The sequence below is a fragment of the Martelella lutilitoris genome (genome assembly GCF_005924265.1).
In the GTDB taxonomy this organism is placed as follows: Bacteria; Pseudomonadota; Alphaproteobacteria; order Rhizobiales; family Rhizobiaceae; genus Martelella; species Martelella lutilitoris.
In genome coordinates, this window is sequence record NZ_VCLB01000005.1 from 15,722 (window position 1) to 29,443 (window position 13,722).

Below are 13,722 nucleotides of genomic sequence, written 5' to 3' on the forward strand. Positions count from 1 at the left end.
CCGGTGTCCTACGAATTCATCACCACCGAGAAACGCGGCAAAGTGCTGGTACTCACCATGAACCGACCGGAGCTCTACAATGCCGTCCATGCGCCAATGCATGATGAGATGCATGCCGCGTGGAACGCGTTCGCTGCCGATCCCGATCTCTGGGTCGCTGTGCTCACCGGGGCGGGCGAGAAGGCCTTCTCTGCCGGCAACGATCTGAAATATACTGCCAATGGCGGCAAGGGCGCATCGCAGCCGACTGGCTTCGGCGGCATCGTCGCGCGCTTCGATCTGGACAAGCCGGTGATCGCGGCCGTGAACGGTTTCGCCGTGGGTGGCGGTTTCGAGATGGCCCTGTCGTGCGACATCATCCTTGCCGCCGACAACGCGACATTCGCCCTGCCGGAAGTGAAGGTGGGGTTCTTCCCCGCAGCCTCCGGAATCCAGAGACTGATCCGCGAGACAAGCCGCAAGAAAGCGCTGGAACTGATCCTTACCGGACGCCGTGTCGGTGCGGTGGAGGGCGCCGCAATGGGCTTCGTAAACGAGGTCGTGCCGCAGGCCGAACTGATGGCGCGAGCGATGAGGATGGCCGACGAGTTGGCCGCGGTCTCGCCCTCGGCGCTGCGCGCGACCAAGCGGGTTCTCAACTACATGGACGCGATCGCGCGCCTTGAAGAGAGCCTGCTTTTCAACCGCGAGGTGCTGGCCGAGTTGCGCCGGACGGAGGACTTCGCCGAGGGCGTGAAGGCGTTCGTCGAGAAGCGCAAACCCGTCTGGAATAACCGCTGAGCCGCGGATCGGCTTACTAACGCAAACCGAGGGGGAATGTCCGTGCGAGACATCGAGAACGAACTGAACCAACTGGCAATGTCCGAGGCGGCCCAACCGCTGCTGGAGAAGGTGAAACGGCATGTCCTGGAGCATTGCGAGCCAGCCTATATCGAATATGAGCGGCTTGGCGAAGGACGGCCCGAGCGTTTTCAGTACGCACCCGGCCAGCTCGAGATCATCGAGGACCTCAAGGCAAAGGCAAAGGCGGAAGGGCTATGGAACTTCTTTCTGCCCGACGCGGAAACCGGAGAGGGGCTTTCCAATCTTGACTACGCCTACATCGCATTCGAGCTTGGCAAGAATCCGCTCGCTTCGCAGTCGCTGAACTGCGCGGCACCCGACACAGGCAATATGGAAGTGCTAGAGAGGGTCGGCACCCCGGCGCAGAAGGAACGCTGGCTCAAGCCGCTCCTGAATGGCGAGATCCGTTCGGCCTTCGCCATGACGGAGCCGGACGTGGCTTCATCGGATGCCAGGAACATCTCAACCCGCGCGGTTCTGCAGAACGGCGAATGGGTGATCAGCGGCGAGAAGTATTTCATCTCGGGGGCGGGCGACCCGCGCTGCAAGGTGATGATCGTCATGGCCCGGACGTCGCCGGACGCGGAGACATTCCGCCAGCAAAGCCAGATCCTGGTGCCAATGGACGCGCCCGGAGTGGAAATCGTCGGCCCGATGCGGGTTTTCGGCCACGACGACGCGCCGCGCGGCCACATGCAGATCCGCTTCCATGACGTTCGCGTGCCTGAAGAGAATATTCTTTGGGGCGAGGGACGCGGCTTCGAAATCAGTCAGCTAAGGCTTGGTCCGGGGCGCATTCATCATTGCATGCGCTCGATCGGTGCAGCGGAAAAAGCGCTCGACCTGATGATTCATCGCGGCCTGACCCGCGAGGCTTTTGGCAAGAAGATCATCGATCTCGGCAAGAACATGGAAACGATATCCCGTGCGCGTATCGAAATCGACGCGATGCGCCTCATGGTGCTCAAGGCCGCGCGTGCGATGGATGTTCTGGGAAACAAGGAAGCGCGGATCTGGGTCTCCAAGATCAAGGCCATGGTGCCGGAGCGCTGCGCGAAGATCATCGACGATGCGATGCAGGTCCACGGTGCCACGGGCCTCAGTCACTGGTCGCCGCTCTCCGAAATGTACATCATGCAACGTCTGTTGCGGTTTGCCGACGGGCCGGACGAGGTTCATCACTTCGTTGTCGCCCGCGCTGAGCGTCAGGCCTTCGAAGCGTCGGCCGATCGGATGCAGGCGGCCCGGGCGGAGACCCGCGGCGGCATGCTTTTCGGGGGGCCGTGACGATGGCGGATCTTTTCGATCTTTCCGGCCGGGTGGCGTTGCTTACCGGCGCTTCGAGGGGCATGGGCAGGGTCATGGCAGAGGCGCTGGCCTTGCATGGCGCGACGGTGGTGATCTCGTCGCGCAAGCAGGAACAGTTGGACGAGGCTGCGGCCTGGATCAACGCTGCATGCGCTCGCAAGGGGTTGGCGCCCCGCGCCCATGGGGTAGCCGCGCATGCAGGGCGCAAGGCCGAGTTGGAGGCACTTGTCGAGGAAACCCGCAAACTCGCCGGCCCAGTCGACATCCTCGTCGGCAACGCCGGAGTGAATGTGTTCTTCGGGCCAATCTCGGAAATACCGGACGCGGCCTACGAGAAAACCATGCAGGTCAATGTGCAGGCCAATCTATGGCTGGCCCGCCTGGTGGCGGACGACATGAAGGCGCGTGGCGGCGGTGCGATGATGTTCACGTCCAGCGTCGGCGCGCTGCGGCCCTCGCCGACCCAAGGGGTATACGGGATGTCCAAACTGGCCCTTGTCCACCTCGTGCGCAATCTGGCGCTGGAGTTCGGGCCATTCGGCATTCGTGCCAACGCCATCCTGCCCGGCCTCGTGCGCACCGAGTTCGCCAAGGCCGTGTGGGACACGCCCGAAGGCGAGGAGCGTGCCCGGTCGAAAATCCCGTTGCGGCGGCTCGGAGAGCCGGAGGATTTCGCCGGTGTCGCGGTGTTCCTGGCTTCAGATGCCAGCAATTACGTCACGGGGCAGGAAATCACCGTCTGCGGCGGAACGTCGCTGTGGAATTGAGATCGAAAACGGAGGAGCGAAGATGAATGTCGCGGGTCGAATTTGCGTCGTGACGGGCGCCGCGGGCGGAATCGGGCAGGCATTGGCCCGACGCTTCCACGCTGCGGGGGCGCGCCACGTCGTTTGCGCCGACCTTGACGGCGAGGGTGCCGTGGCGACAGCGGAGGAGATCGGAGGCACCGGGATCGGCGTGGATGTCTCCGGCGAGAATGAGATCGAGGCGCTGGTGACCCGGATCGAACGCGACATCGGTCCGGTGGATCTGTTCTGCTCCAATGCCGGTATATCGATACGCGGGGGCGTCGATGTGTCCGACGCGGCCTGGCAGAAGATGTGGGAGGTCAATGTGATGGCGCACGTCTGGGCGGCCCGCCACATGCTCCCCCACATGATCGCGCGCGGGGGTGGCTATTTTCTCAACACCTCCTCCGCGGCAGGGCTGCTCAGCCATGTCAGCTCCGCGCCCTACGCGGTGACGAAACACGCTGCCGTCGCCTTTTCGGAGTGGCTCGCGCTCGCTCATGGCGACGAGGGCATCCGGGTCTCCGTGCTGTGCCCGCAGGCCGTGAAGACGAACATGCTCAAGGGCAAGGAAGGTGGAGTGGCCTCTGTTGACGGGCTGCTCGAGCCAGAGCATGTGGCCGAGGACTGCCTCGCGGCAATCGAGGAAGAGCGGTTTCTCGTGCTGCCCCATCCCGAGGTGAAGGAATATCTGCGCAGGAAAACCGAGGATTACGATCGCTGGATCGGCGGCATGCGCAAATTGCGGCGGCGATACACCGAAGGTCTCGCCTGACCGGCAGGTATGAAGGGCCTTCGCGCGATATCGAAGGGCCCATGATCATCGGCACAAGAGCGTATCGTGCCGGTCAGGGCCCGGCGCCGTCCACCAGGGCCGCGACCAGAAACTTGTTGCCGCTGCCGGCGGTTTCGAACGTCATCCTCACCCGCCGGCCCACGGCGAGCCTTTCGTGATCTCGTTTGCGAAAGCGGACGTAGATGCGCGGGCCTTCGTCGAGATCGACATAGCCGAGTGCGAAAAGAGCGTCGGCGGGACGGCGCATGATCGTCCAGGAATAGATCTCGCCTGCGCCGGGACTGCGTTCCTGCCGTGTGTCGATGCTTTCGCACAACGGACAGAAATCGCGAGGATACCAGTGCGCCTCGCCGCAGGACAGGCAGCGTCCTATCAGGAAGTGTCCGTCTTCTGCAGCCTTCCAGAAGTGGCGGGCCTCGGGATTGATTTCCAGAAGGAGGTTGGTCATTCGCTTCGCTCCAGAATTGCTGCGGCGGCGCCATGGCGTACGGTCAAGAGATTGCCGACGCCGGTGACGAGCGCCAGGTCGCAGTTCGGCACCTGAACGGCGGGATGCGCTTCGCCGCGCAACTGCCGGACGGCCTCCAGGACTTTTGTCATACCGCCGCGGTTTTGCGGGTGATTGCTGCAAAGTCCGCCGCCATCGGTGTTGAAGGGCAGGCGGCCGATACCGGAAATCAGGTTGCCGTCTCGCACGAAGGCGCCGCCCTTGCCCTTTTCGCAAAAACCCATGTCCTCGATCTGTATCAGTGCCGTAATTGTGAAACTGTCGTAGATTGATGCATATTTGATGTCGGAAAGCGCGATATCGGCTTCCTCGATCGCGCGCGGGCCGCAATCTGCGATGCCCGATCGGGTGAGGTCGATTCCGTGTCCACCGAACTGGCCGCCGACCGTTTCGGCAGCCCCCAGAAGGCTCACCAACGGTTTTCGGAGCTCGCGAGCAATCTCGGGTGTTGTCATCACGAAGGCGCCACCGCCATCCGTGACCACGCAACAATCCATCCTGTGCAGCGGATCGGCGACCATGGGAGAGTTCACGACATCCTCGACGGTCAGAACATTACGCAGGAATGCATTGGGATTGTGCTGCGCGTGGTGTGATGCGGCGACCTTGATCCAGGCGAGATCCTCGCTGGTGGTGCCGAATTCATGCATGTGCCGTCGCGCCGCCAGCGCGTAGAGATTGGGGGGGCTTCCCTGGTATTCCGCCTCATAGCTTCCCTCAGCGCCGCGCACGACCACCGGTGGCGGCGCGGTGCGGGGTTTGCCGGCCAGGGTGCACAGCGCGACGCGACATTTCCCCATTGCGATCGCCTCGGCGGCATGGGCGAGGTGCATCACATAGGTGGCGCCGCCCATATCGGTCGAATCGAGATGGCGCAAGCGACGCAATCCAAGATAGTCGGCCATCGCCAGTCCGCCGCCGGTGGCATCATTTCCGCAGAAATAGCCATCCACATCGGCAAACGAGAGCCCCGCATCTGCAAGCGCCCCGCGAGCCACCTCGAAATGAAGCTGCCAGACGGACTTGTCCGGTGCATGGCGCAGCGGGTGCTCGTGGATACCCACGATCGCTGCCTGTTTCCTGATTGTCATCGCTCCTCCTACGCGCCCTGTCGCGCTGTGACCGGGCTTCCCACATGGTCGGCATCATGGCTTGATGAGGTAACCGCACAGCGGGTCGGAGTAAAGCTTTGGCAGAATGAGTTATCATTATGCGACAAAAAAAAATCACTATGCGATGCGTTTTGATTTGACTCGCTCCGCTCGCCTTGCATAACGTCCGCCGTATTGAAGAGGCCTGTCGGTCCGTCGGAGAAACGGAGTCAGGGTAGATCGGGAGATCGGCGCGACAACCGCGCCGCGTCCTGGAGGAGGAGCGAGACATGGCCAAATCGGCCGAGGCAACATCGCCAGAACAGTCCGAGTCGTCGCTCGTGCGCGCATGCCGGCTTCTGCCGATCATCGCAGAGCGCAATCGGACGGGGGTGAACCTCAGCACGATTTCGCGCCTGGCCGATCTGCATCCCGCAACGACGCGACGCCTGTTGCAGGGTCTTGTCGAAGGCGGTCTGCTCAGCTTCGATCCCTATTCCAAGCTTTACCATATCGGCCTGAATGTATTTCGTATGGCCTCTACTGCGGGGTCGCCCCAGCAGTTCGAGGCGTTGCGTCAGCAATTGCGTCCGGCAGCAGATGAGATCGCGGCCCGTACCGGCGACACGGTATTCGTGTCGGTCCGCGTGGGAAGCGACTCGCTGTGCATCGATAGTGTTTCCGGGTCATTTCCGATTCGCACCAACACGCTGGATGTCGGCGCCCGCCGGCCACTTGGTGTCGGGGCGGGGGCAGCGGCATTGCTGGCCGTCTTGCCGGAGGAGGAACGAAACGCACACATCCGGCTGCACGAGGAACGTTTCGCGCGTTACGGCAACCTCACCGCGGTGGCGGTGAAATCCATGGTCCGAGGCATGGATCGGGGAGACTACGTCTTCAACAAGTCGCTGATCTTGCCTGAGGTCGGCGGTATCGCGGTCATTGCGCGCGACAACGACGGCACACCGGTCGCCGCAGTCTCGTTGGCAACCATCAATTCCCGGTTAAGAGGCCCTCGGATCGAGGAGGTTCTCTCGGTGATGCGTGAGGCAATCGGACGTTTGGGTTTTACTACGACTAGGAAAAAAGATGTATCCGATTCAACACTTTGAACGTGCGGTCCGGCGCTGGCCGGATTGTCCGGCAGCGGAGTTCGGCGATCAGGTCCTGACCTATTCCGAATTGGGCGCTCGCGTTGCCGCGCTGGCCGCAGGTCTTCAGAGCCTCGATCCGGATCCCGGTTCGCGCGTTGCGATCTGTGCGCATAACTCTCTGGAGAACCTGATTGCGATGCTTGCGATCATGGCGGCCGGAAAGGTCTGGGTGCCTCTGCAGTACACCAACCCCGAGAAAGATATCCTGAACGTCATCGAGATCACACAGGCGAGTATCGTGATCGCCCATGCCGATCTCGTGCCGAAGGTCGCGTCAGCCGGCGGGAAACTGCTCGTCTGCGATGGCCCCGATGCGGAGAACTCCACGCGGGCCCTGATGCATGCCCATGCGGGCAAGCGGCCGGCCCCGGTCAGCCTGCCGCTGAATGCGCCTCAGGCGATCAAGTTCACGGGCGGTACCACTGGACGGCCCAAGGGTGTCATGCAGTCCTATCGCGGTTGGAACACCAATATCGTCACGCAGATCGTCTCCTGGAAGATGCGGGAAGGGGATCGTTATCTCGCCGCAGCACCCATCACACACGGTGCATCGACCTATCTGATGCCGACATTTGCGATCGGGGGCACCGTCGTCCTGCTCGACCGACCGGCGCCGTCGGCGACGCTCGACTGCCTGCAGAATCGGGAGATCGCGCATACCTTTCTGGCACCCACCGTCATCTATATGATGATGGAGCTGCCGGAGGCCCGGAATGCGGATTACGCCGCGTTACGCAACCTCATCTATGGCGGAGGCCCGATGCGGCCGGACGCGATCGCCCGCGCCCAGGAGATCTTCGGCGAGCGTATCGGCTCGACCTACGGCCAGACCGAAGCGTCGCAAGTTGCCACGATGATCAGCCCATCGGAGTTGGCCCGTCCCGAACTGCGCCAGTCTGTCGGCCGTGACACCCTTCTCACCCAAGTGGAGATCATGGCGCCCGACGGCAGCCTGATGCCGCCCGGCGAGATCGGTGAGATCGTCATCCGCGGCGACCTGCTGATGGAGGGATATCTCGGTCAGCCGGATCTGACGGCGCAAACCATCGTTGATGGTTGGCTCCACACCGGCGATCTCGGCTGCAAGGACGATCTGGGCTATCTCTCGATCCGCGGTCGCACCAGCGAAATGATCATAACCGGCGGCTTTAATGTCTATCCGTCGGAGGTTGAGCCATCCCTGGGGCAGTTCCCCGGCGTGGTCGATTGCGCAGTCTTCGGCGTACCGGACGAGAAATGGGGCGAGGCGGTCCACGCGGCCGTGCAGATGCAGGAGGGCGCGGCCGCCGATCCTGGTGAGATCATTGCGTTTCTGCGGACGCGGCTCGGCCCGGTGAAAACGCCGAAGTCGGTGCGCTTCTACGACCGTATGCCGCGAAACGCCTTCGGCAAAATCCAGAGGAAACAACTGGTCGCGGACAGCCAGGCCGAACAAGCTGCGGGAGTGAACGGGTGAAACAGAGCAAGCCGACAACCGGCCTCTGTCGCTACACCGACGATCAGGTGTTCTATCGCGACAAGAATCTTGTCGAGGATCTGCTTGACGGGTCGCACGGCTTCGTTGAGGTGATGATCGCACATATCCTCAATCGCGATCTGACCGAGCACGAGATCCGGGTGTTCAACACCATCCTGATCACGATGATGGAGCACGGGCTGACGCCAAGTTCGATCGCTGCTCGCTCGGTTTATATGAGTGCGCCGGAAAACCTGCAAGGCGCGATCGCAGCCGGGTTGTTGGCAGTGGGAAGCCAGTTCGTCGGCACGATCGAGAACAATGCCCGCCTTCTGGCCCGGCTCGTGCCGCTGGAAGGCGCCGATCGGGAGCGCGAGGCGGAGGCGATTGTCGCCGAACACCGGTCTCGTCGCACCCACATCCCGGGCTATGGCCATCATCTGCACCGACCCGACGATCCTCGCTCGATCCGGCTTCTTGAGCTGGGCGAGGAAAGCCAAGGGCCGAGGCATTACCTGAATTCGCTCAAATTGTTGGGTGAGGTGATCGATCGCTCCTTTGGTCGTCACATGACCATCAACGCGACAGGGGCTTGCGCCGCATTGATGGGTGATATGGATGTGCCGCCGGAGGTGATGCGCGGCATTGCCGTGATAGCCCGTTCGGCCGGTCTGGTCGCTCATATCTCCGAGGAACTCGAGCGTCCGTCGGGTCGCTATATCTGGGAGGTGGTCAGCGATGCCATTCCATTCGAAGTCTGAGGCCGCACTGAGTGCGGCGCGCGGCAGTCTTGCCGGTCGGGTGGCACTGGTCATCGGGGCCGGGTCGATCGGCGAAGGGGTTGGCATCGGCAGGGCGATCTGCATCGCCATGGCACGCGAGGGCGCGCACGTCGTGGCCGCCGACGTGGATGGTAGAGAGGCCGCGGAAACCGCCCGCATTGTGCGCGAGGAGGGCCATGACGCCAGTTCGGCTGAGGTTGACGTGCTGCGCGATGAAAGCGTTATCGCGCTGATTTCCGAAACGCTGCAGAAATTCGGGCGGATCGACGTCCTGTACTGCAATGTCGGTCTCGGACGCTCGGGGCCGAGCAACAACACCAGTGCGGACGACTGGCGCCGTTTCGCCGACGCCAATCTCACCTCGCTGCACGTTGCCACGCAGGCGGTATTGCCGTCCATGCGTGAAGCCGGGCGGGGGGTGATCCTCGTCACGTCCTCGATCGCAAGCATGCGTTTCGTTGGTTTCCCGCATCTTGCCTATTCCGCGACCAAAGCTGCAGCGAACCACTTCTGTCGCATGCTGGCGGTGGAGACCGCGCCGGATGGCATCCGCGTCAACGCCATCATTGCCGGGTTGATCGACACGCCGCGCATCACGCTTACCCTCAAGGACGCCTATGACAGCAAGGACATGGATGCCGCGCGCGCGGCGCGCGGACGCCAGTGTCCGATGGGACGCATGGGCAGCGTATGGGAAGTCGCGGACGCCGCCGTTTTTCTCGCGTCCGATCGGGCCGCCTACATCACCGGAACGGAACTAGTAGTCGATGGCGGGCTTTCCGCTACCGCAAGGCAACCGCTATGAGCAAGGCGAGCGAAAAGCGGCGTGAGACCGGCCCCGAGCCTTTATTCGCGGAGGGCGTGGACGCATATCTTGACAGGGTGACGGGGATTTCGGCCCAGACGAAATCGGCCTCGAGTCGCGAGAGAATGCGTTTTGGCTTTCGAAGCTACAGCGCCGCGATGGACGACGCCCCGCAGGACGGGTTGCATCGAAAAAACTGGTATCTTGCCTGCCCGGGACGGGAGATCCCGTTGCGCTTGTACCGTCCCGAAGCCGGGGATGACGAGCGACTGCCCACACTCATCTTCTTTCATGGGGGAGGCTGGGTTCAGGGCGATCTGGAAACGCATGACACTCTCGCTGCCGAACTGGCCGCCCATGCCGGCATCCAGGTGATATCGGTGCACTACCGCAGGGCTCCGGAAAACCGTCACCCGGCAGCCATCGAGGATGGTTTCGAGGTATTGCGCTGGGCCATCGCCGAAGCCGCTTCCCATGCGATCGATCCCGGGCGCATTGCGGTCGGCGGGGATAGCGCGGGCGGTTTTATCGCCGCTTCCCTGTGCCACATGGCGCGCCGCCTCGGCCTTCCTGCACCCTGTTTTCAGATGCTGATCTATCCCGCGATTACGCCGGATTTCAGCACCGAGTCCTATCGCGAGAATGCGGCCATGCCGCTTTTGAAAACCGAGGACATGAAGCGCTACTGGTCGGATTATCTGCCCGAAGGCGCCGATCCTCTGGCGTTGGCCGACATGCCCGCCGCGGCTTCGGATCTCTCCGGATTGCCGCCGGCGCTCATCGTCGCCGCCCAATACGATCCTCTGCTTGACGACGCAACGGCCTATGCCGGTCGTCTTGCCGGGGCCGGGGTGCCGACGCGCCTGACGGTGGTGCCCGGAATGCTGCACGGCTTTCTACGCGCCCGCAGCGTGTCACCGCCCGCCGAAGAGGTTTTCCGCGCCGTTTGCGGCGTCATTCGGGAAGCGATGCACGCGACGATGCCGACCGTGGAGGAAATCGGCGGGCGTCGTCGGTGAACAAGGCCCGTCCCGGGCATGTGCGGCCGGGCGGGAGACGAAAGCGCACAAAACTGGGAGGAACCTATGAAACTGAACACGACCTTTGCAAAAGTCTTGGCGCTGGGCGCGACGCTCGCTCTCACGGGCGGAGGCGCCATGGCCAAGGAAATCACCTACGTCACCTATATCACCCCGACTCATCCGATCATGAAGTATGCCTACTATCCTTATGTTGAGCGCATCAAGGAACAGACCGATGGCGAAATCACGATCGAGGTCTATACCGGCGGCAGTCTGGGGGGTTCCAAGGAACTCTTGCCCAACGTTCGCGCCGGCGTGGTTGACAGCGCGACGCTGGTGCCGATCTACACCTCCGCCGATCTGCCCACGCTCTCGGCTATCGGCGGCCTGATGGCGGCGGTGAGCGATCCTCGCGCCGGGCTGGCCGCCGCCAACGAAGTGGCGATGCTGAGGTGTCCAGAATGCCTTGAACAGGCGGACAAGAACAACTTCATCAGCCTGGCCCTTGGCGGCGGCGGCCCCTATGCGCTGATGTGCACCAAGCCTGTTGTCACGCTCGAGGACCTCAAGGGCGTGAAGATCCGGGCCACGTCGAGCGTCGGCAATGTCTTTGCGCAACTGGGCGGTACGCCGGTCGCGGTCGGCGCGGGCGAGACCTACGAGGCGCTCCAGCGTGGTCAGGTGGATTGCGTTGCCGGTCCGACCTCGTGGATGGAGTCCTTCAATCTAAAGGAAATGGTCAAGTATGTGACCGACCTGAAATTCGGCGTCGCCTTTTCAACGATCATTTCCGACATGAACACCAGTGTCTGGAAGGGGCTAACCGAGCAGCAACGCCAGGTGTTCATCGACAACTCGGCGAAGCTGGTTGCCGACCAGACCTATGGCTACATGCATGATGACCAGACGGTGCTTGAAGCGGGTCTGGCCGACGGTATCGAATTGCTGAAACCCTCCGACGATCTGCTGGCGGCCCTCAAGACGTTGCAGCAAGGAGAGTTCACCCGCGTCACAGAGATGGAGATGGAGCGCGGGACGCCCGGCGTGGAAGCGGCAATCGAGGCGTATCGTGTCGCCTATGACAAGTGGCTCGGCATCGTCGAAGAGATCGGCGAGGGCAATCCGGAGGCCTACGAGAAGGCGCTCCAGGACGAGATCTTCTCGAAGCTTTGATCCGCCAGAGGAACGGGCGTTCGGCCTTGGCCGCGCGGGCAGTTGCAGATGCCTGCCCGCGCGAATCTCCGGCAAGCCATACTCCAGGGAGGCGTTATGCAAATCCTCTTCAAGCTCTTCAGTCGATTGTCAGGCTTCTCCGGATTTCTGGCCGGCGCCGTGATGTTCACGATGATGATCCAGATCTCGCTCGATGTGCTGCTGAAATACTGCTGCAGCATGCCCATTCCGGGCACCTTGGTGATGGTCTCCTCCTACTACATGGCCGCCCTTATCTTTCTGCCGCTCGGGATCGTCACGCGAGATGAGAATCATCTCGAGGTTGAGTTGTTCACGCAGGGGCTCGGGCCACGCAAGCTTGCGTTCTTCAAGGCCGTGGGATGCCTGATTGGGCTGGGCTATGTCGGGATCATGCTCGTCAAGGGCTTCGATGAGGCCGTCTACAAGACGCAGATACGCGAGATCTGGGAAACCGCGACGCGTCATATGGATGTCTGGCCTGCGCGCTGGTTCTTTCCGTTGGGATGTCTGCTGATGGAGGTTTTCCTGTTGCTGCATCTGGTGCGGCACATTGCGTTTTCCTTCTTTGGCATCAGGCTCCTGCCCGAAACTGCTGAACCGCTCATCGACCACGCGTCCGCGAATGCCGACTGACTTGCGTGTTCAGTTTCTGAGGATAAACAATGTCTGACACGTCCATCGCCCTTCTGGTTCTCGCTGGCATAGGGGTCTTGCTTGCCTGTCGGGTTCCGATCGCCTTTTCGTTGGGGTTTTCATCCTTCGTCGGCATTTGTCTTATACGCAATCCGACCGCGGCCTTGGGCATGATCGGATCCCTGCCGTTCAATTTCGCCGCGAGCTGGGAACTCTCGGCCGTGCCGATGTTTTTGCTGATGGGCGCGATCGCCTATCATACCGGAATGACGTCGAGTCTGTTCCAGGCGGCGCGCATGTGGCTGAACGGCGTTCCCGGCGGCTTGGCCGTGGCCACCAATTTCACTGCGGCCGGTTTTGCAGCCGCGTCCGGTTCTTCGGTCGCCACCAGTGCGGCTGTTGGACGCCTTGCAATCCCCGAGATGCTGCGTTTCGGCTATGCGCCGTCTCTCGCCACGGGCACGGTCGCGGCAGCCGGTACGCTAGGCGCTTTGATTCCGCCCTCCATTCCTTTCGTTCTCTACGGCTGGTTTACCGAGCAGTCGGTCGGACAGCTGCTGATCGCCGGGATTATCCCCGGCCTGCTGACGGCGGGATTGTACTCCGCCATGATCATCGCGCGCTGTACCCGTAACCCGTCGCTCGCGCCGATGGTGCGCGAGACGGTGACGTGGTCGGAGAAGGTCTCCATCCTGAAGCAGATCTGGCCGTTGCCGTTTCTCATTCTGGGGGTGATCGGGTCCATCTATTCAGGTCTGGCGACGCCGACCGAAGCCGGTGCGCTCGGCGCATTGTTCTCGCTGATCATCGGGGCGATCAGGGGCGAGCTCACTGTCAAGTCGCTGCGCGATGCGACGCGTGACACGCTGGTCACCACGTCATCGCTCTTCTTCCTCGCCATTGGCGCGGTTCTACTGACCCGTTTTCTGGCTATGGCTGGCCTGCCCGGCGCCATCGCCGACGCGGTGACCGAGATGCAGTTGAGCGAGCTCGAACTCGTCATCACCATGGCGCTGGTCTATCTGGTGCTCGGCATGTTCCTGGATCCGATTGGCGTCATGCTGCTGACCCTTCCGGTCTTCCTGCCGGCGTTTCACGCGCTGGACGTGAACCTGATCTGGATCGGCGTTATTGTGGTCAAGATGATCGAAGTTGGGCTGCTGACGCCGCCGGTGGGTTTGCTCGTCTACGTGGTCAAGGGCGTCGTCGGAAACCAGGTGCCGATCTCGGTGATCTTTCGTGGCGTGTCCTGGTTCCTGGTCTGTGAACTCGTCATCATGGTCCTGCTGATCGCTTTCCCCCAGCTTTCGCTCTGGTTGCCAGAGTTGATGCACTGAATCCG

At 62.2% G+C, this 13,722-nt stretch carries 14 protein-coding genes; 12 read left to right on the forward strand and 2 right to left on the reverse strand.

Going from position 1 to position 13,722, the window contains the following annotated elements:
• Window positions 1–3: 3 nt before the first annotated feature.
• The 4 genes from FF124_RS09230 (at window position 4) to FF124_RS09245 (ending at window position 3,714) form a co-directional block, all read left to right on the forward strand.
• Window positions 4–780 carry an enoyl-CoA hydratase-related protein gene (locus FF124_RS09230; RefSeq protein ID WP_138748218.1) on the forward strand — a complete coding sequence of 259 codons (777 nt, stop codon included), beginning with the start codon at window positions 4–6 and terminating at the stop codon, window positions 778–780.
• A 78-nt stretch (window positions 781–858) separates the two neighbouring features.
• Window positions 859–2,130: an acyl-CoA dehydrogenase family protein gene (locus tag FF124_RS09235; RefSeq protein ID WP_246072363.1), complete on the forward strand. Its 1,272-nt coding sequence runs from the start codon at window positions 859–861 to the stop codon at window positions 2,128–2,130.
• A gap of 2 nt (window positions 2,131–2,132) precedes the next feature.
• Complete coding sequence (locus FF124_RS09240; protein WP_138748220.1) at window positions 2,133–2,918, forward strand: SDR family NAD(P)-dependent oxidoreductase; 786 nt, start codon at window positions 2,133–2,135, stop codon at window positions 2,916–2,918.
• 22 nt (window positions 2,919–2,940) lie between these two features.
• Window positions 2,941–3,714 (forward strand): SDR family oxidoreductase, encoded by a 774-nt coding sequence (locus FF124_RS09245; protein WP_138748221.1) that lies wholly within the window; start codon window positions 2,941–2,943, stop codon window positions 3,712–3,714.
• A gap of 73 nt (window positions 3,715–3,787) precedes the next feature.
• Here the strand turns inward: FF124_RS09245 and FF124_RS09250 are convergent, their stop codons facing one another.
• Window positions 3,788–4,183, reverse strand: coding sequence for a Zn-ribbon domain-containing OB-fold protein (locus tag FF124_RS09250; protein WP_138748222.1), 396 nt, complete (start codon window positions 4,181–4,183; stop codon window positions 3,788–3,790).
• Window positions 4,180–5,334 (reverse strand): thiolase domain-containing protein, encoded by a 1,155-nt coding sequence (locus FF124_RS09255; RefSeq protein ID WP_138748223.1) that lies wholly within the window; start codon window positions 5,332–5,334, stop codon window positions 4,180–4,182. The genes FF124_RS09250 and FF124_RS09255 overlap by 4 nt, the downstream gene beginning before the upstream one ends.
• A gap of 290 nt (window positions 5,335–5,624) precedes the next feature.
• Here FF124_RS09255 and FF124_RS09260 point away from each other — a divergent pair, with 290 nt between their 5' ends.
• The 8 genes from FF124_RS09260 (at window position 5,625) to FF124_RS09295 (ending at window position 13,717) form a co-directional block, all read left to right on the forward strand.
• Window positions 5,625–6,446, forward strand: a complete 822-nt coding sequence (locus FF124_RS09260; protein WP_138748224.1) for an IclR family transcriptional regulator — start codon at window positions 5,625–5,627, stop codon at window positions 6,444–6,446.
• On the forward strand, window positions 6,424–7,944 hold the full coding sequence (locus FF124_RS09265; RefSeq protein WP_138748225.1) for a class I adenylate-forming enzyme family protein: 1,521 nt from the start codon (window positions 6,424–6,426) through the stop codon (window positions 7,942–7,944). The genes FF124_RS09260 and FF124_RS09265 overlap by 23 nt, the downstream gene beginning before the upstream one ends.
• On the forward strand, window positions 7,941–8,705 hold the full coding sequence (locus FF124_RS09270; protein WP_138748226.1) for a citryl-CoA lyase: 765 nt from the start codon (window positions 7,941–7,943) through the stop codon (window positions 8,703–8,705). Before FF124_RS09265 ends, FF124_RS09270 begins: the two co-directional genes overlap by 4 nt.
• Window positions 8,683–9,531, forward strand: a complete 849-nt coding sequence (locus FF124_RS09275; protein ID WP_138748227.1) for an SDR family NAD(P)-dependent oxidoreductase — start codon at window positions 8,683–8,685, stop codon at window positions 9,529–9,531. The genes FF124_RS09270 and FF124_RS09275 overlap by 23 nt, the downstream gene beginning before the upstream one ends.
• Window positions 9,532–9,587: 56 nt before the next feature.
• Entirely contained in the window at window positions 9,588–10,550 is a 963-nt protein-coding gene (locus FF124_RS09280; RefSeq protein WP_210237457.1) for an alpha/beta hydrolase, read from the forward strand.
• A gap of 66 nt (window positions 10,551–10,616) precedes the next feature.
• Window positions 10,617–11,726: a C4-dicarboxylate TRAP transporter substrate-binding protein gene (locus FF124_RS09285; RefSeq protein ID WP_187326886.1), complete on the forward strand. Its 1,110-nt coding sequence runs from the start codon at window positions 10,617–10,619 to the stop codon at window positions 11,724–11,726.
• 96 nt (window positions 11,727–11,822) lie between these two features.
• On the forward strand, window positions 11,823–12,380 hold the full coding sequence (locus FF124_RS09290; protein WP_187326887.1) for a TRAP transporter small permease: 558 nt from the start codon (window positions 11,823–11,825) through the stop codon (window positions 12,378–12,380).
• A gap of 29 nt (window positions 12,381–12,409) precedes the next feature.
• Entirely contained in the window at window positions 12,410–13,717 is a 1,308-nt protein-coding gene (locus FF124_RS09295) for a TRAP transporter large permease (protein WP_138748231.1), read from the forward strand.
• Window positions 13,718–13,722 lie beyond the last annotated feature (5 nt).